This window comes from Mycobacterium sp. NPDC049093, assembly GCF_040704635.1.
Classification (GTDB): Bacteria; Actinomycetota; Actinomycetes; order Mycobacteriales; family Mycobacteriaceae; genus Mycobacterium.
Genome location: NZ_JBEZJS010000001.1, coordinates 49,397 through 65,625, shown reverse-complemented (window position 1 = coordinate 65,625; position 16,229 = coordinate 49,397). Strand labels below are relative to the sequence as shown.

At 67.4% G+C, this 16,229-nt stretch carries 17 protein-coding genes; 4 read left to right on the top strand and 13 right to left on the bottom strand.

All coding sequences use genetic code 11. The annotated features are described in order from the left end of the window. Positions 1–80: 80 nt before the first annotated feature. The 13 genes from lsr2 to ftsH all read right to left on the bottom strand — a co-directional run bounded on the left by lsr2 (position 81) and on the right by ftsH (position 12,232). Positions 81–422 (bottom strand): histone-like nucleoid-structuring protein Lsr2, encoded by a 342-nt coding sequence (lsr2, locus tag AB0876_RS00330; protein ID WP_036442478.1) that lies wholly within the window; start codon positions 420–422, stop codon positions 81–83. 131 nt (positions 423–553) lie between these two features. Then, positions 554–2,077 carry a lysine--tRNA ligase gene (gene lysS, locus AB0876_RS00325; protein ID WP_491837621.1) on the bottom strand — a complete coding sequence of 508 codons (1,524 nt, stop codon included), beginning with the start codon at positions 2,075–2,077 and terminating at the stop codon, positions 554–556. A gap of 134 nt (positions 2,078–2,211) precedes the next feature. Further along, positions 2,212–3,027: a type III pantothenate kinase gene (locus tag AB0876_RS00320; protein ID WP_064883937.1), complete on the bottom strand. Its 816-nt coding sequence runs from the start codon at positions 3,025–3,027 to the stop codon at positions 2,212–2,214. Beyond that, entirely contained in the window at positions 3,027–3,443 is a 417-nt protein-coding gene (gene panD, locus AB0876_RS00315) for an aspartate 1-decarboxylase (protein WP_491837620.1), read from the bottom strand. The genes AB0876_RS00320 and panD overlap by 1 nt, the downstream gene beginning before the upstream one ends. Further along, positions 3,443–4,387, bottom strand: coding sequence for a pantoate--beta-alanine ligase (panC, locus tag AB0876_RS00310; RefSeq protein ID WP_491837619.1), 945 nt, complete (start codon positions 4,385–4,387; stop codon positions 3,443–3,445). The genes panD and panC overlap by 1 nt, the downstream gene beginning before the upstream one ends. After that, positions 4,384–5,367: a Rossmann-like and DUF2520 domain-containing protein gene (locus AB0876_RS00305; protein ID WP_526040874.1), complete on the bottom strand. Its 984-nt coding sequence runs from the start codon at positions 5,365–5,367 to the stop codon at positions 4,384–4,386. The genes panC and AB0876_RS00305 overlap by 4 nt, the downstream gene beginning before the upstream one ends. Before the next feature lie 80 nt (positions 5,368–5,447). Then, positions 5,448–6,962, bottom strand: a complete 1,515-nt coding sequence (locus AB0876_RS00300) for a DUF6779 domain-containing protein (RefSeq protein WP_526040873.1) — start codon at positions 6,960–6,962, stop codon at positions 5,448–5,450. Between the two features lie 78 nt (positions 6,963–7,040). Further along, positions 7,041–7,517: a DUF3180 domain-containing protein gene (locus tag AB0876_RS00295; protein WP_418009540.1), complete on the bottom strand. Its 477-nt coding sequence runs from the start codon at positions 7,515–7,517 to the stop codon at positions 7,041–7,043. Continuing rightward, positions 7,517–8,053: a 2-amino-4-hydroxy-6-hydroxymethyldihydropteridine diphosphokinase gene (gene folK / locus AB0876_RS00290; protein WP_491837616.1), complete on the bottom strand. Its 537-nt coding sequence runs from the start codon at positions 8,051–8,053 to the stop codon at positions 7,517–7,519. The genes AB0876_RS00295 and folK overlap by 1 nt, the downstream gene beginning before the upstream one ends. After that, entirely contained in the window at positions 8,050–8,424 is a 375-nt protein-coding gene (folB, locus tag AB0876_RS00285; RefSeq protein ID WP_491837615.1) for a dihydroneopterin aldolase, read from the bottom strand. The genes folK and folB overlap by 4 nt, the downstream gene beginning before the upstream one ends. Then, the gene (gene folP / locus AB0876_RS00280) at positions 8,417–9,256 is read right to left on the bottom strand and encodes a dihydropteroate synthase (RefSeq protein WP_491837743.1); all 840 of its coding nucleotides are present in this window, start codon (positions 9,254–9,256) and stop codon (positions 8,417–8,419) included. Before folP ends, folB begins: the two co-directional genes overlap by 8 nt. A gap of 14 nt (positions 9,257–9,270) precedes the next feature. After that, complete coding sequence (gene folE / locus AB0876_RS00275) at positions 9,271–9,888, bottom strand: GTP cyclohydrolase I FolE (RefSeq protein WP_055118027.1); 618 nt, start codon at positions 9,886–9,888, stop codon at positions 9,271–9,273. Positions 9,889–9,907: 19 nt separating this feature from the next. Further along, on the bottom strand, positions 9,908–12,232 hold the full coding sequence (gene ftsH, locus AB0876_RS00270; RefSeq protein ID WP_526040872.1) for an ATP-dependent zinc metalloprotease FtsH: 2,325 nt from the start codon (positions 12,230–12,232) through the stop codon (positions 9,908–9,910). A 132-nt stretch (positions 12,233–12,364) separates the two neighbouring features. Here ftsH and AB0876_RS00265 point away from each other — a divergent pair, with 132 nt between their 5' ends. Genes AB0876_RS00265 through AB0876_RS00250 form a run of 4 tightly spaced genes read left to right on the top strand, consistent with a single transcriptional unit; the run spans position 12,365 to position 16,228 of the window. Further along, positions 12,365–13,300 (top strand): alpha/beta fold hydrolase, encoded by a 936-nt coding sequence (locus AB0876_RS00265; RefSeq protein ID WP_491837613.1) that lies wholly within the window; start codon positions 12,365–12,367, stop codon positions 13,298–13,300. After that, entirely contained in the window at positions 13,297–14,472 is a 1,176-nt protein-coding gene (locus AB0876_RS00260) for an LLM class flavin-dependent oxidoreductase (protein ID WP_491837612.1), read from the top strand. The genes AB0876_RS00265 and AB0876_RS00260 overlap by 4 nt, the downstream gene beginning before the upstream one ends. Next, positions 14,472–15,482: a zinc-binding dehydrogenase gene (locus tag AB0876_RS00255; protein ID WP_491837611.1), complete on the top strand. Its 1,011-nt coding sequence runs from the start codon at positions 14,472–14,474 to the stop codon at positions 15,480–15,482. Before AB0876_RS00260 ends, AB0876_RS00255 begins: the two co-directional genes overlap by 1 nt. A 20-nt stretch (positions 15,483–15,502) precedes the next feature. Continuing rightward, the gene (locus tag AB0876_RS00250; protein ID WP_526040871.1) at positions 15,503–16,228 is read left to right on the top strand and encodes an SIMPL domain-containing protein; all 726 of its coding nucleotides are present in this window, start codon (positions 15,503–15,505) and stop codon (positions 16,226–16,228) included. The last annotated feature ends 1 nt before the right edge of the window (position 16,229 follow it).

Below are 16,229 nucleotides of genomic sequence, written 5' to 3'. Positions count from 1 at the left end.
GGTTCGCCACTAGCGAAAAACTCCGGACCGGGAATTCTCACCGGTCCGGAGCTGGCAACTATCGGTTACGTTGCGGTCGTCTATGTTGCGGCGTGGAATGCGTCGATGACATCAGCGGGGATGCGGCCACGCGTCGATACGTTGTGGCCGTTCCGACGGGCCCATTCGCGAATGGCGGCGCTCTGCTCGCGGTCGATGGCACCGCGGCCACGGGCCGGGCCTGCCGCCCGTCCACGCCGACGCCCGCCGACCCGGCGGCCGGCCTCCACCCACTGCTTCAGGTCGTTCCGGAGCTTGGTGGCATTTTTGGAGGAAAGGTCGATCTCGTAGGTGACACCGTCGAGGCCGAATTCGACCGTCTCGTCGGCGGTGGCTTCGCCGTCGAAATCGTCGACCAACGTGACGGTCACTTTCTTAGCCATTACCCCGCACCGAACCCTTCTGCTTACGCATTGGTGACTTACGCCTGAGTATCCTGCACCCGCGCCCCAATGTGCCACAAAACACGCATATTTCCAACAACGGGTCGGTCAGAGCAGTTCAGTTCCGTGACTCAGTTACCGTGACGACGAACAATCGGGAACAAAACCGTCTCGCGAATAGACAACCCCGTCAACGCCATCAACAAGCGATCGATACCCATTCCGGTGCCGGTGGTCGGCGGCATCGCGTACTCCAATGCAGCAAGGAAATCATCGTCGAGAACCATTGCTTCGTCATCGCCGGCGGCGGCCGCACGGGCCTGCGCCTCGAATCGTTCCCGCTGGATTACCGGGTCGATGAGTTCGGAATATCCGGTGGCGAGCTCGAAACGGCGTATGTAGAGGTCCCATTTCTCGGTCACCCCCGGAATGCTGCGGTGAGCACGGGTCAACGGCGAAGTCTCGACCGGGAAGTCACGGACGAACGTCGGCGCCCACAGCTTCTCACCGACAGTGTGTTCCCAGAGTTCCTCGACCAATTTCCCGTGTCCGTAGCCGCGGTCACGCGGAATCTCCACCTCGAGCCGATCGGCAATAGACCACAAGTACTCTACTGAAGTCTCTGGCGTGATCTCCTCACCCAGAGCCTCGGACAACGAAGGATACATTTCCAACGTGTCCCATTGCCCGTCGAGATCGTAGATAGTGCCATCGGGCAATGGCACTTGACGGGTTCCGATCGCCTCGTCGGCAACCTCTTGAATAATTTCCCGGGTGGTTACCGCGGAATCGTTGTAGTCGCCGTAGGCCTGATATGTCTCCAACATCGAGAATTCCGGCGAGTGCGTGGAATCAACACCTTCGTTACGGAAGTTCCGATTCAACTCGAAAACACGGTCAAATCCGCCGACGATGCACCGCTTGAGGAACAGTTCCGGCGCGATACGCAGGTACAGATCGACATCGAGCGCATTCGAGTGGGTAATGAACGGCCGGGCCGCCGCCCCACCGGCCAGCGTCTGCAGCATGGGCGTCTCGACCTCGAGGAAGTCCCGGCGTTCCAGCGCCGATCGCACTGCCCGCACCACCGCCACCCGCTGACGCGCGATGCTGCGCGCCTCGGGACGCACGATCAGATCCACATAGCGCTGACGGACCCGCGCTTCTTCGCTCATCTCTTTGTGAGCAACGGGCAGCGGGCGCAAGGCCTTGGCCGCGATCTGCCACGAGTCGGCCAGCACCGAGAGTTCGCCGCGCTTGGAACTGATCACCTCGCCGTGAACGAACACGATGTCGCCGAGGTCCACATCGGCCTTCCAGGCATCCAGTGACTCCTGGCCCACCTGGGCCAGGCTGATCATCGCCTGCAGCTGCGTACCGTCGCCCTCCTGCAGCGTCGCGAAGCACAACTTGCCGGAATTGCGCGCGAACACCACCCGGCCCGAGACACCGACCGTCGCGCCGGTCTGGGTATCGGCAGCCAGGTCCGGATAGGCGCGGCGCAGTTCAGCAAGAGTGTGGGTACGCGGAACGGTCACCGGATAGGGTTCGCGCCCCTCGGCCAGCAGCCGCTCCCGCTTGGCCTGACGAATCCGGAACTGCTCGGGAAGGTCGGCCTGGGACTGGGACGCGTCGTCGCGATCGGCTGGGCTCACAAAATGCCAGCTTAAATGAACACGCCAACGCTTAACTGCATGCCGACAGGCCGGCGGGGCCTATCCGCACCCTGACGGGGACAGACTGCGGACCCGGTGTGCACAACCTCACAACAAAGACGAAATGGTTCTGCTCATCTGGCGGGCTTGAGCCGGCCACGCTGACTGTCGCGGTTGCGCTCGAACACCAACCGCAGGCCGTCGAGCGTGAGGTGGCGGTCGTAGTGCTCGACTGTGCGCAGGTCCGGCAACACCAGCGGCGCGGTGTAGCCGGTGGCCACCACCGCGACGTCGTCGCCGGCGAATCCGTCGACGTCCTCGCGGATCCGGTGGACCAGCCCGTCGACCAGTCCGGCGAACCCGAAAACCGCACCGGCCTGCATGCACTCGACGGTGTTCTTGCCGATCACCGAGCGCGGTCGGGTCAGCTCCACCCGCCGCAGTGCCGCCGAGCGGGCCGCGGCCGCATCCGAGGACACCTGAACACCGGGGGCGATCGCCCCACCCAGGAACTCCCCCTTGGCCGACACCACGTCGACACAGATCGACGAGCCGAAATCGACGATGATCGCCGCAGTGCCGTACTTGTGATAGGCGGCAAGGCAGTTCACGATCCGGTCCGCGCCGACTTCCTTGGGGTTGTCGACCAACAGCGGGATACCCGTACGCACACCGGGTTCGATCAACACATGCGGCACCGTCGGCCAGTACTGCTCGAGCATCAGTCGCACCTCGTGCAGCACCGACGGCACCGTCGACAGTCCGGCGGCCCCGGTCAGATGCTCGGAGTCGTCACCGATCAGGCCGTCGAGGGTGAGCGCCAACTCGTCGGCAGTCACCTCGGATTCGGTCCGGATCCGCCACTGCTGCACCACTTTCGCGTGATCCCCTGAACCGGAGATCAGCCCGACGATGGTGTGGGTGTTGCGGACGTCGATGGCGAGCAGCATCAGCGCGGCGACATCAGTTCGGACACGTCTTCGGGGACGTAGGCCGGATCGTGGCCGTGCTCACCGAGGTCGATCTGCTTGTTGTCAGCGTCGACGAATACGATCCGCGGCCGATAGGCGCGGGCCTCGGCATCCTCCATCACGCCGTAGGCGATCAGGATGACCAGATCGCCCGGGTGGATGAGATGCGCTGCGGCACCGTTGATCCCGATCACGCCGGTGCCACGCTCGCCGGTGATGGCGTACGTGACCAGGCGGGCGCCGTTATCGATGTCCACGATCGTCACCTGCTCACCTTCGAGCAGGTCGGCGGCGTCCATCAGGTCGGCGTCGATGGTCACCGAGCCGACGTAGTGCAGGTCGGCCTGCGTCACCGTGGCGCGGTGAATCTTCGATTTCAGCATGGTGCGCTGCATCAGTTCCTCCAGGGCAGTTCGTGATTGTCGCCGTCGCCGACGCGCGGATGTCCGTCGATTCCCGCCGACGCTCCGATGTCGACAGAGATGTTGTCCAGCAGTCGGGTTCGGCCCAGCCGGGCGGCCACCAGCAGCCGGGCCTGACCTTCGCTCGGCGCGGGACCCAGCATCGGGTCACGCACCTCCAGATAGTCGACGTCGATGGCGGGCACCTCGTCGAGCACCGCCCGCGCCGCGTCGACCGCCGCCGACGCCCCGCCTGCCGCCGCATACTTGCCGGCCAACAGGGCCGCCGACAACGCCCCGGCCTGTTCCCGCTCGTCGGGATCGAGGTACCGATTGCGCGACGACATCGCCAGTCCGTCGGATTCCCGGACGATGGGCACCCCGACGATCTGTATGTCGACGTTGAGATCGGTGACCATCTGCCGGATCAGTGCCAGTTGCTGGTAGTCCTTCTCGCCGAAGAAGGCCCGGTCCGGCCGGACGATCTGGAGCAGCTTGAGCACGACGGTCAGCACACCGGCGAAGTGCCCCTGGCGCGACGCGCCTTCGAGTTCATCGCCGGCTGTCCCGGGCTGCACACTGGTGCGGGGGCCGTTGGGATACATATCCGAACCTGTTGGGGTGAAAGCGATCTCGACGCCCTCGGTACGCAGTGCGGCCAGGTCCTCATCGAGGGTCCGCGGGTAGGCGTCGAGGTCTTCGCTCGGCCCGAACTGCAGCGGGTTGACGAAGATCGACACCACGACGACCGCGCCGGGAACCCGCTTGGCCGCCCTGATCAAAGTCAGGTGACCTTCGTGCAACGCACCCATGGTGGGCACGAGGGTCACCCGGCGCCCGCTGGCGCGCAGGGCGCGGGCGACAGCGGCGACATCGGCCGGTGCCGAATAGACGTTCAGCTCGCCGGCGACGAACTTGGGCGTGTTGCTGGGGGTCATCCGTGACTCGTTTCAGGGCGGTTTTCGGGACCTGTTTCCGGGCTCGTCTCCCGGAGGGCTGCGAGCACGCCCGCAGGCGCGTGGGCACGTTGGGCCGTACGCAGTGAGTCGGCCCGATAAGCCTGGGCCAGTTGCGGATCCAGTGCGCGCAGCGCATTCAGGTGTGCGGTCACCGCGGCGGCATCCCCGCGCGCCACGGGTCCGGTCAACGCGGCCTGGCCACGTTGCATCGCGTTGTCCAGCGCGGCCCGGGCCAGCGGGCCCACCACACGTTCGGGCAGGCCACCGGGAGCATCGTCGACGAGTTCCTGACCGAGCAACTCCTGGCCGCGCAACGCGGCCCGCAAGGCGTCGACCGCATCGAGCACCAGGGTGACCAGATGGTTGCTGGCATGCGCCAGTGCCGCGTGGTACAGCGTTCTGGCGTGCTCGGGAACCCGGAAGGGCTCACCACCGATTTCGAGCACCAGCGACTGGCCGATCGCGTATCCCACCTCATCGGCGGCGGTGATCCCGAAGCACGTGTCGGGCAGTCGTGCGATGTCCTCATCCGAGCCCGTGAACGTCATTGCCGGATGGATGGCAAGCGGGATGCACCCCTGCTCGGTCAGCGGGGCCAGCACCGTGACCCCGTTGGCACCGGACGTGTGCACCACGATCGTGCCGGGTCGCACCGCACCGGTGGCGGCCAGGCCCGACACCAGAGACGGAAGCTCGGCGTCAGGGACCGTCAACAGCAACAGTTCGGCCCGCTGGGCCACCTCGGGAACCGGCAGGACCGACGTTTCGGGCAGCCGGCGCTGCGCCCGCAGCCGCGACGCCTCGGAAATCGCGCTGCACGCCACCACCACATGTTCGACGCGTTCCAGCGCATAGCCCAGCGCAGTGCCCACCCGACCAGCGGAAATGATGCCTACGCTGAGCCTGGCCGGACGCAATCCCTCAGGCGGGGACCACCCGTTCGCAGGGGGCTGCTGCATCGCAGACGACCTCACAGGTTGAAATAGTTCTACGTTCCAGTCCCGCGTTGCGGGTACCGGACGGTCGTCACGAGACTAGCTCACTCCTCGCGGCGCCTGCGACGCCCGCCTTCGGAGCGACCGGCCTGAAACCGTGCCAGCAGGTCGTTCACCGACTGTCCGTCGGCATGGTGCCCGTTCGGCGGCTCAGGCTCGTCGTCACTGCGATGCCGCGACGCCCGACGCGGCGGCTCGGGTGGTTGCGAAGACTCGGTGGCCAAGGCCGGCGACGGCTGAGCCGGCACGGGCCGACCGGGGTCGGCTCCGGCTGAATGACGGCCCCGGGGCGGTTCGGGAGCCTGGCCTGGTGACATCGCGGGCGCCGGAGCCGGTTCGGGTTCGGGTGCCGGTTCGGGGGCCGGCGCTGGTTCGGCCGTGGGCGCTGGAGTTGCCACCGGGGTCGATTCGGGGGCGCGCCGCCGGCCGACGTACTCGGTTGCGGCGCCGTTCTGGCCCACCGGCGCAGCCCAGTTGCTGCCCGGCGCGCCCGCGGGAATCCACTGCCCCTCGGCGGGTGCCGGTTGCCAGCCCGTCGCCGCGGGTTCGGCAGCCGGAGGAGGCGGTGCGCTCGGGGGCTCCGGCTCCGGCTCCGGCGCTTCGATGGTGGGTGACGGCTGCATCGGCGGCATCGTCGGCGGGGGTGGAGGTGGCGCCCAGGTCGAGGGTGGCTCAGGCAGCCTGCGGGCGGCCGGCTGCGGTTTCGGCTCCGGCCGCGGCTGGGGCTCCGGCCGCGCCTGGGGTTGAGGTTGGGGTTGCGGCTCCGGTCGGGGCTCCGGTCGAGACACCGGTTGCGGTTCTGGCCGCGGCTGAGGCTGAGGTTCCTGGCGCGGGGGTTCCTGGCGCGGGGGTTCTTGCTGGCGAGCCGGTTCGGGCTGCCGCCGGCGACGGCGGGCCGGTTCGCCGGCAGGGGTCGGCCGCGACGGCAGCCGATGCACCCCACCTGAGGTTCCCCAGTCGCTCTCCGGCGGATGCGGTTCGGCCGGGACATCGATGATCGGGCTTTCCTGCGTGCGCGACATACGAATGTCGGTGACCTCGACCGCCGGTATGTCCAGGCGACTGGCGGTGACCCGGCCGGCGGTCCGCACCGCGCTCTTGTCGGTCTCGATGGCCGGTCGGTCCACCAGCTCCGTGTCGAAGAGGATCTCGAGGTTGGCCCGCAACGCGGCCAGCTCGGAGCGCAGCGCGGCAACCTCATCGGCGGCCTGGGCGCGCAGCTCGGAGGCCAGTTCCCGGCGCAACTGGGTCTCGACGGTCAGCTCGTACTCGCGCCGTGCCGAGATCTCGCGATCCAGTTGCAGGTCGTAGACGAACTTCAGATCACGAGCCTTGGCCTGGTCCAGGTCGCTCTGGCGCCGGTAGATGACGGAGACGAAGGCCGCAACCACGGCAGCCCACAGGGCCAGGATGACGGCGAGTTTCAGCAACTCGACGCGATCGGTGAACACCAATGCGGAACTGGCCAGAATGGCGAGCACCAGCAATACCGTTAAGAGCAGCCAGCCTGGCCTTCGGCCGCCGCGCCGTGGCCGGCCGCCGCGGGGCAGAACGGTCATGCGCCGACTGTACCCGTCACGGGTCATCTAGCCCGGGGACCGCCGCGGCGATTCGGCCAACTACCTGGCCGAAATCGTTCACTCGGTGGCGGTATCGCCGTTGTCCGGCGGTTCCTCGGGAGACTTGCAGCAGTGCTGTAGCCACACCGCCGCCACGATCAGCGCCACGGCACTGAGCGCAGCCACCACCGCGCCGGGTGTGTCCTCGCCGGCCACTCTCAGATCGCCGCGCCGGGGCAGCAGGTACACCAGCACCCCGATCCACCAGCCCGCCACGATGGCGCCGACCCAGGCCGAGGCTTTGGCGATGACGACGGACCGGGCGACGGTGAGCGGATGCAGTCGGCCCGCCCCGACCCCGATCTGTCCGTCGTTGATCTTGGCCCGCACATAGAACGCCCAGCCCGCCTCGGCGATCGCGACCGCCAGCAGGGAGAGCCCCGTCCAGATCGTCAGCGGCGGGAACCACCGGTAAAGCACTCCGACCAGTACGTAACCGACGATGGCGACGACAGCCACCGCGCCGGCCAGGTCACGTTTGCGAGTCGGACCCATCAGTCGCCCGCCGGCTCGGTGCGAAAGTCCAGCGCCAGATCGGTGGGCCTGACTCCGGCGCGTTCGGCAGGGTCGACCTCCTCCAGCAGGTGTGCGACCCGCCGGGACCGGCCGACGACGGTCAACGTGGCATCCGGGTCCACCGCCAACCACGGGATCAGGACAAAGGCGCGCAGGTGAGCCAACGGGTGCGGCAGCGTCAGGTCCTCGTCGCGCGACAGCACTTCCACGTCACCGTCATGGCAGGTGACCAGGTCGACGTCGAGGGTGCGCGGGCCCCACTTCTGCTCCCGGACCCGGTCCGCATCCTCCTCGAGCCGCTGGCCGCGCCGCAGCCAGTCGTGGCAATCGAGGCTCGGATCCTCGGCGAGCAGTACCGCATTCAGAAACGGACTCTGTTCGACTCCGCCCCAGGCGTCGGTCTCGAATACCGGCGACACCGCGCGAACCGCGTTCCCCAGGCCGTCGACCACCGACTGCAACCGGGCCAGCCGGTCGCCGATGTTCGATCCGATCGAAAGGACGGTGGATGTCATTGGGCACCTCCGCGGCGTGACCGGCGGGCCACCACCGCGACATCGTCGAAGGTCAGCGGAATCGGGGCACTCGGCTTGTGCACGACAACCTCGACCGCGTGCAGACGTTCGTCGGCCATGATGGCGTCGGCGATCTCGGCCGAGACGGTCTCGATCAGGTTCCGCGGCGGGCCCGCGACGATGTCGGCGGCCCGCTGGGCCAGTGCGCCGTAATCGAGCGTGTCGGCGAGATCGTCGGTCGCCGCCGCCCGGCGCAGATCCACCCACGCCGTGATGTCGACGACGAACTCCTGGCCGTCGCGGCGTTCATGGTCGAACACACCGTGGTTGCCGCGAACCCGTAAGCCGCGCAACTCAATCCGATCAGCCAACCTGACCTCCAGATTCCCAGGCTTCCAATACGGCGAGCGCGTCGACGGAAGCCACCACATCGTGTACCCGAACACCCCAGGCTCCGTGCTGGGCCGCCAGCAACGAGATCACCGCGGTAGCGGTCTCCCTGCCGTCCGGTGGCCGCAGGGTTCCGTCCGGCCCGGCCAGCAGGGCACCGAGGAAGCGCTTGCGCGACGCACCGACCAGCACGGGGATCCCGGTCGCGATGAATTCGGGCAACGCATGCAACAGGGCCCAATTGTGCTGAGCGGTCTTGGCGAATCCCAACCCCGGGTCGATGATCAGCCGCTCCGGGGCGACGCCCGCCGCGACCGCGGCATCTACCGCGGACAGCAGTTCGGCCCGAACCTCGGCCACCACATCGCCGTAGCCCGGAGCGCGGTGCGGCTGCTCGGCGCCGACCGAACGCCAGTGCATCAGGATCCACGGCACCCCGGCCTCGGCGAGCAGTGGTGCCATGTTCGGGTCGGCCAGGCCGCCGGACACATCGTTGACGATGTGCGCGCCGTGTTCCAGCGCAACCCTCGCCACATCGGCGTGCATGGTGTCGATGCTGACCGTGATGCCTTGGGAGGTAAGCGCTTCGATGACGGGGGCGACGCGGGCCGCCTCTACCGCAGGGTCGATGCGCACCGCGCCGGGCCGGGTCGATTCCCCACCCACGTCGATGATCGCCGCGCCGGCCGCGGCCAGCGCCAGCCCGTGTTCGACCGCGCGGTCGCGGTCGATGAACATGCCGCCGTCGGAGAAGGAATCGTCGGTGACATTCACCACCCCCATGACCTGCACGCGCTTCCCGCGAAGGTCCATCGGCTCGGGTGGGCTCACTTCCGAAGGATCAGTTCCAGCGCCTCGGCCCGAGAAGCCTTGTCGGTCTTGAACTGTCCCCGTACCGCCGATGTGGTGGTGACCGCGCCCGGCTTGCGGACCCCGCGCATGGCCATGCAGAGGTGCTCGGCCTCGATCACCACGATGGCTCCGCGCGGATCGAGCTTGCGCATCAGCGCGTCGGCGATCTGGGCGGTCAGGCGCTCCTGCACCTGGGGGCGCTTCGAGTACAGGTCGACCAGACGCGCGATCTTCGACAGTCCGGTCACCCGGCCGTCCACCCCGGGGATGTACCCGACGTGGGCCACCCCGTGGAACGACACCAGGTGATGCTCACACGTGGAGTACATCGGGATCTGCTTGACCAGCACGAGCTCGTCGTGCTCCTCGTCAAAGGTGGTGTTGAGCACCGCGTCCGGGTCGGTGTACAGCCCGGCCATCAGCTCTTTGTACGCACGCGCCACGCGGGCCGGGGTATCCAGCAGACCCTGACGATCCGGGTCCTCACCGATGGCGATCAGCAGCTCACGTACAGCCGCCTCGGCGCGCGGTTGATCGAACACCCGCGTGGCCGTATCGGTGTTGTTGTGATGCTCGCGCAACGACTGCGACATCGAAGCCTCCGTTCTCGGATCAGCCGTGGGCCGGCGGGTTGGACCGGTCGGCCCGCTCATGACCGCCATCCTGACCCGCCTCCTCATTGGGAGCAGGCTGGCCGGGATGAGGATAAGGCTGGTACGGGTACGGCTGGGGCTGTTGCCATCCCGACGGATGCGGCGGCGGGTACCAGTAGCCCGGTTGCTGCTGCTGTTGCTGCGGCGGCTGGTATCCCGGCTGTGACGGCGGGGGCGGCCAGCCCGGGGCGTGCCAACCGGCCGGTGCACCGTAATCGGGCTGAGTGGAGCCGTTCTGGTTCGACCCGTTCGGCGGGGCACCGTTGGCACCGGCACCGTTGGTCTCCTTGGCCCGCTCGGCCTCACGGGTGGCGGCCGCGATCGCGGCCTTGAACGCAGGCTCGGGCACCGGCGGCGGCCACGGTTCGCCGCGCTCGATGGCGATCTCACCCGGGGTCTTGATCGGCGGCTTGTCCGAAGGCACCCGGCCACCGAAGTCGTCGAACATGGTCAGGCGTGGGCGCTTCTTCACGTCGCCGAAGATGGCCTCGAGCTCGGCGCGGTGCAGCGTCTCCTTCTCCAGGAGCTCACCGGCCAGTGCGTCGAGCACGTCGCGATACTCGGTGAGGATCTCCCACGCCTCGGTGTGCGCGGCCTCGATGAGCTTGCGGACCTCGTCGTCGATGTCGCGGGCCACCTCGTGACCGAAATCGGCCTGGGTGCCCATGGTGCGGCCCAGGAACGGATCTCCGTGCTCGGTGCCGTAGCGCACCGCGCCCAGCTTGGAGCTCATGCCGTACTCGGTGACCATCGCTCGGGCGATCTTGGTGGCCTGCTCGATGTCGGACACCGCACCCGTGGTGGGCTCGCGGAAGACGAGCTCCTCGGCGGCGCGACCACCCATGGCGAACACCAGGCGGGCGATCATCTCCGAGCGGGTCATCAGACCCTTGTCGTCCTCGGGCACCGCGACGGCGTGGCCGCCGGTGCGCCCGCGGGCCAGGATGGTGACCTTGTAGATCGGCTCGATGTCGGGCATCGCCCACGCGGCCAGGGTGTGCCCGCCCTCGTGGTAAGCGGTGATCTTCTTTTCCTGCTCGCTGATGATGCGGCCCTTGCGGCGCGGGCCGCCCACGACGCGGTCGACGGCTTCTTCCAGCGCCGCACCGGTGATGACGGTCCCGTTCTCGCGGGCGGTCAGCAGCGCGGACTCGTTGATCACGTTGGCGAGATCGGCGCCGGACATGCCGACGGTCCGCTTGGCCAGCCCGTCGAGGTCGGCGTCAGGGGCGATCGGCTTGCCGGCCGAGTGCACCTTGAGCACGGCGCGACGGCCCGCCAGATCGGGATTGGACACCGGGATCTGACGGTCGAAACGGCCGGGACGCAGCAGGGCCGGGTCGAGGATGTCGGGCCGGTTGGTGGCGGCGATCAGGATGACGCCCTGCCGATCCCCGAAGCCGTCCATCTCGACCAGCAACTGGTTCAGCGTCTGCTCACGCTCGTCGTGACCGCCGCCCATGCCGGCTCCGCGCTGACGACCGACCGCGTCGATCTCGTCGACGAAGATGATGCAGGGGCTGTTCGCCTTCGCCTGCTCGAACATGTCGCGGACCCGGGAGGCACCGACACCGACGAACATCTCGACGAAGTCCGAACCGGAGATGGTGAAGAACGGCACCCCGGCCTCGCCGGCGACGGCGCGGGCCAGCAGGGTCTTACCGGTTCCGGGCGGGCCGTAGAGCAGCACGCCCTTGGGGATCTTGGCGCCCAGCGCCTGATAGCGCGACGGGTTCTGCAGGAAGTCCTTGATCTCGTAGAGCTCTTCGACCGCCTCGTCGACGCCTGCGACGTCGGCGAACGTGGTCTTGGGCATGTCCTTGCCCAGCTGCTTGGCCTTCGACTTGCCGAAGCCGAAGCCCATCCGGCCGCCGCCCTGCATCCGGGAGAACATCACGAACAGGCCGACCAGCAGCAGCAGCGGCAGCATGTAGATCAGCATCGAGCCGAGGAAGCTGCCCTGGTTGACGGTGGTTCCGAACTTGACGTGCTTGGCATCGAGCTGATCGACGAGCTTCACCGCATAGCCGGTCGGGTACTTCGTGATGACCTTGTCGCTGTTCTCGGTCTCTTCTTTGCCGCTCTTCAGATCGAGCCGCAGCTGTTGCTCGCGGTCGTCGATCTGGGCGTTCTTGACGTTGTCAGCACCGATCTGGGCCACCGCCACCGAGGTGTCGACGGGTTTGTAGCCACGGGTGTCGTCGCTGAAATAGAAAAACGACCAGCCCAGCAGCAGCACGACCGCGATGACGGTCAGCGTACGGATCACATTTTTGCGGTTCATCGATCACTCGGCCGAGTTCGGCCCGGTCCTTCCAACGTGCGCAGTTGAGAGTTTTAGGCTACCGCTACACCAACGTCCGGCAGTTCCCGACGGTATCTAGCCGACGACGGACCGCTGTGCTTGGGTGAGATCGTGCTCACACCGACCGAACGGTTAGTCGATACCAATGGCGTGACGTTGAAGGTGATCGAGGCGGGTGAACGCGGAAATCCGGTGGTGGTGCTGGCCCACGGGTTTCCCGAGCTGGCGTATTCGTGGCGTCATCAGATCCCGGTTCTGGCCGCAGCCGGCTACCACGTTCTGGCCCCCGACCAGCGCGGTTACGGTGGCTCGTCGCGACCCGACGAGATCGACGCCTACAACATCACCGAGCTGACCGCCGACATCGCGGGGTTGCTCGATGAGGTCGGCGCCGAGAAGGCAGTGCTGATCGGCCACGACTGGGGCTCGCCCGTCGCCACCAACTTTCCGTTGTTCTTCCCGGACCGGGTCTCCGCGGTGGCCGCGCTGAGCGTGCCCCCGGTCCCGCGGGCATCCGCGCCGCCGACGCAGATCTGGCGCAAGATCGTCGGAGACAACTTCTTCTACATCCTGTATTTCCAGGAGCCCGGCGTCGCCGACGCCGCACTGGGCGCCGACGTCCGTCAGTCCCTGCGCCGCATGGTCGCGATGGAAGGCATCAGCGCTCCCCCGGACAGCCTGTCGGATCGACCACTGCCGCCGCTGCCGGACTGGATCACCACCGACGAGTTCGAGCGGTACGTGCAGGCCTACACCGAGACCGGCTTCACCGGGCCACTGAACTGGTACCGCAACTTCGACCGGAACTGGGAGCTCACCGATCCTGATTCGGGAACCACCGCGCACCAGACCATCACGGTCCCGATGCTGTTCGTCGCCGGCACCGCCGATCCGGTGCTGGGCTTCACCCCGCGCGACCGGGTGCGGGACGTGGCCACCGGCGACTACCGCGAGGTGTTGATCGACGGGGCCGGGCACTGGCTGCAGCAGGAGCGTCCCGATGAGGTGAACAAAGTTCTGCTGGAGTTCCTGGAGGGTCTGAAATGAGTCCGTTGAATTTCGGCGTCTTCATCACGCCGTTCCACCCGGTCGGCCAATCCCCCACCACCGCACTGCAATACGACATGGATCGGGTCGAGGCGCTGGACCGGCTGGGCTACGACGAGGCCTGGTTCGGTGAACACCATTCCGGCGGTTACGAACTCATCGCCTGCCCTGAGGTGTTCATCGCCGCCGCAGCCGAACGGACCAAGCACATCCGGTTGGGCACCGGCGTGGTCTCCCTGCCGTATCACCACCCGCTCATGGTGGCCGACCGTTGGGTGTTGCTCGACCACCTCACCCGCGGCCGGGTGATGTTCGGGACAGGTCCGGGTGCGCTGCCGTCGGATGCCTACATGATGGGCATCGACCCGATGGATCAGCGGCCGATGATGCAGGAATCCCTGGAGGCGATCCTGGCGTTGTTCCGCGCCGGGCCCGATGAACGGATCGACCGCAAGACCGACTGGTTCACCCTGCGAGACGCCGCGCTGCACATCCGTCCCTACACCTGGCCGTATCCGGAAATATCCACCGCGGCAATGGTTTCCCCGTCCGGGCCACGGTTGGCCGGCGCGTTGGGCACGTCCCTGCTGTCCTTGTCGATGTCGGTACCCGGCGGCTACGCGGCCATCGAGACCACCTGGGACACCGTGCGCGATCAGGCTGCCAAATCCGGCCGGCCCGAACCCGACCGGAAAGACTGGCGGGTGCTCGGCATCATCCACCTCGCCGACACCCGCGAGCAGGCCATCGAGGACTGCACGTACGGCCTGCAGGATTTCGCCAACTACTTCGGCGCAGCGGGTTTCGTGCCACTTTCAGAGAAAGTCGAGGGGACGGGCTCCCCGTACGAGTTCGTGGAAAACTATGCCGCAGGAGGCAATTGCTGCATCGGCACCACCGCCGACGCGATCACCTATATCCAGGACCTGCTGGACCGTTCCGGCGGGTTCGGCACCCTCCTGCTCCTCGGCCACGACTGGGCACCGCCGGCGGCCACGTTCCACTCCTACGAACTGTTCGCCCGTGAGGTGATCCCGCACTTCAAAGGCCAACTCACGGCCGCGCGGGCGTCGCACGACTGGGCCAAGGGCATGCGGGATCAACTGCTGGGCCGCGCCGGGCAGGCGATCGTCAAGGCAATCACCGAACACACCTCCGAGGAGAAGAACTGATGCGCGCCGCGGTCCTGCGTGACGGGCGGATGATCGTCCGCGATGACGTACCCGATCCGGTGCCCGGCCCGGGGCAGGTGCTGGTCGAGGTGAAGGCGTGCGGGATCTGCGGGTCCGACCTGCATTTCGCCACCCACGGCGCCGACATGCTGGCTGCGAGCGCCGACCTGGAGGGCGTGCCCGACATGGACATCGACCTGGCCGGCGATGTCTACATGGGCCACGAGTTCAGTGGCGAGATCCTCGACGCAGGACCGGGAGCCGACGCTCCTGCCGCCGGGACGCTGGTGACGTCGGTGCCGGTGCTGATCTCCACTGCCGGGATCTCACCGATCGTGTACAGCAACACCACCGTCGGCGGCTACGCCGAGAAGATGCTGCTGTCGACACCGCTGCTGCTCCCGGTACCCAACGGTCTGAGCGCCGCGCACGCCGCGCTCACCGAACCCATGGCGGTCGGCCTGCATGCGGTCAACGCGTCGCGCATCGAACCGGGTGAGGCGGCACTCGTCGTCGGGTGCGGCCCCGTCGGCATCGCGATCATCGCCGCCTTGAAGCTCCGGGGCGTGGAAACCATTGTGGCGTCGGACTTCTCCCCTACCCGGCGTGAACTCGCCGCCACGATGGGCGCCCACACCACGCTGGATCCGGCCGCGGATTCACCGTTTCATCAGTGCCGGCCCGCAGTGGTGTTCGAGGCGGTCGGCGCCCCCGGAATCATCGACGACGTGCTGCGTCGCGCACCCGCGGGCGTCCGGTTGGTGGTGGCCGGGGTCTGCATGCAACCCGACACGGTGCACCCGTTCTACGCGATCACCAAACAGATCAACATCCAGTTCGTCTTCGGCTACGACCCGGCCGAGTTCGCGACCTCGCTGCGCGCCATCGCCGAGGGCGAGATCGACGTCGCACCGATGATCACCGGGACCGTCGGCCTCGACGGCGTCGCAACCGCATTCGACGAACTCGCCTCGCCGGACCGGCACTGCAAAGTCCTGGTGACACCGTGATGTCCCGGTAGGGTTCGGTCATGCCGATCGCCGGGAATGCGAAATTACGGGTCCTCGGCGTTGCCGCGGCGGGATTGATCGCCGTCAGCGCCAGCGCGTGCGATACAACCTCGGGTCCCACCGCGGGCGCGCCGGACGGGGCCCGCCAGGTGACCGTCGTCGGATCCGGCCAGGTCCAAGGCGTACCGGACACCCTGACCGCCGATGTGGCGATGGAGTTCACCGCCCCGGATGTGTCGGGGGCGCTCAACCAGTCCAGCCAACGGCAGCAGGCCGTGATCGACGCCCTGGTCGGATCGGGTATCGACCGCAAGGACATCAGCACCACCCAGGTCAGCGTGCAACCGCAATTCACGGACAGCACGATCACGGGTTACCGCGCCAGCAACTCGATCAAGGTCAAGATCCGCGACACCGCCAAGGCTTCGCAGACCTTGGCTTTGATCGCGAGCACCGGAGGCGACGCCACCCGCATCAACTCGGTGAACTACTCGATCGAGGACGACTCGGACCTGGTCCGCGACGCCCGCGTCCGGGCCTTCGACGACGCCAAGAACCGGGCCGAGCAGTACGCCGGGTTGTCCGGACTGCACCTGGGCAAGGTGATCTCGATTTCCGAGCAGTCGGGTGGCTCGACGCCGCCCTCGCCCACTCCGATGCCGCGCGCCGCGATGCAGGCCGTCCCACTCGAACCCGGTCAGCAGACGGTGGACTTCTCGGTGACGGTGATCTGGGAGCTGACCTAGT

What these genes read in the sequence shown, in the direction of transcription:
- lsr2 (WP_036442478.1), bottom strand. Translation starts at nt 422, where the DNA reads ATGGCTAAGAAAGTGACCGTCACGTTGGTCGACGATTTCGACGGCGAA.
- AB0876_RS00320 (WP_064883937.1), bottom strand. Translation starts at nt 3,027, where the DNA reads ATGCTGCTCGCCATCGACGTCCGCAACACCCACACCATCGTCGGGCTG.
- panD (WP_491837620.1), bottom strand. Translation starts at nt 3,443, where the DNA reads ATGCAGCGCACCATGCTGAAATCGAAGATTCACCGCGCCACGGTGACG.
- panC (WP_491837619.1), bottom strand. Translation starts at nt 4,387, where the DNA reads ATGACCCCCAGCAACACGCCCAAGTTCGTCGCCGGCGAGCTGAACGTC.
- AB0876_RS00305 (WP_526040874.1), bottom strand. Translation starts at nt 5,367, where the DNA reads ATGCAGCAGCCCCCTGCGAACGGGTGGTCCCCGCCTGAGGGATTGCGT.
- AB0876_RS00300 (WP_526040873.1), bottom strand. Translation starts at nt 6,962, where the DNA reads ATGACCGTTCTGCCCCGCGGCGGCCGGCCACGGCGCGGCGGCCGAAGG.
- AB0876_RS00295 (WP_418009540.1), bottom strand. Translation starts at nt 7,517, where the DNA reads ATGGGTCCGACTCGCAAACGTGACCTGGCCGGCGCGGTGGCTGTCGTC.
- folK (WP_491837616.1), bottom strand. Translation starts at nt 8,053, where the DNA reads ATGACATCCACCGTCCTTTCGATCGGATCGAACATCGGCGACCGGCTG.
- folP (WP_491837743.1), bottom strand. Translation starts at nt 9,256, where the DNA reads ATGGACCTTCGCGGGAAGCGCGTGCAGGTCATGGGGGTGGTGAATGTC.
- folE (WP_055118027.1), bottom strand. Translation starts at nt 9,888, where the DNA reads ATGTCGCAGTCGTTGCGCGAGCATCACAACAACACCGATACGGCCACG.
- ftsH (WP_526040872.1), bottom strand. Translation starts at nt 12,232, where the DNA reads ATGAACCGCAAAAATGTGATCCGTACGCTGACCGTCATCGCGGTCGTG.
- AB0876_RS00260 (WP_491837612.1), top strand. Translation starts at nt 13,297, where the DNA reads ATGAGTCCGTTGAATTTCGGCGTCTTCATCACGCCGTTCCACCCGGTC.
- AB0876_RS00255 (WP_491837611.1), top strand. Translation starts at nt 14,472, where the DNA reads ATGCGCGCCGCGGTCCTGCGTGACGGGCGGATGATCGTCCGCGATGAC.
- AB0876_RS00250 (WP_526040871.1), top strand. Translation starts at nt 15,503, where the DNA reads ATGCCGATCGCCGGGAATGCGAAATTACGGGTCCTCGGCGTTGCCGCG.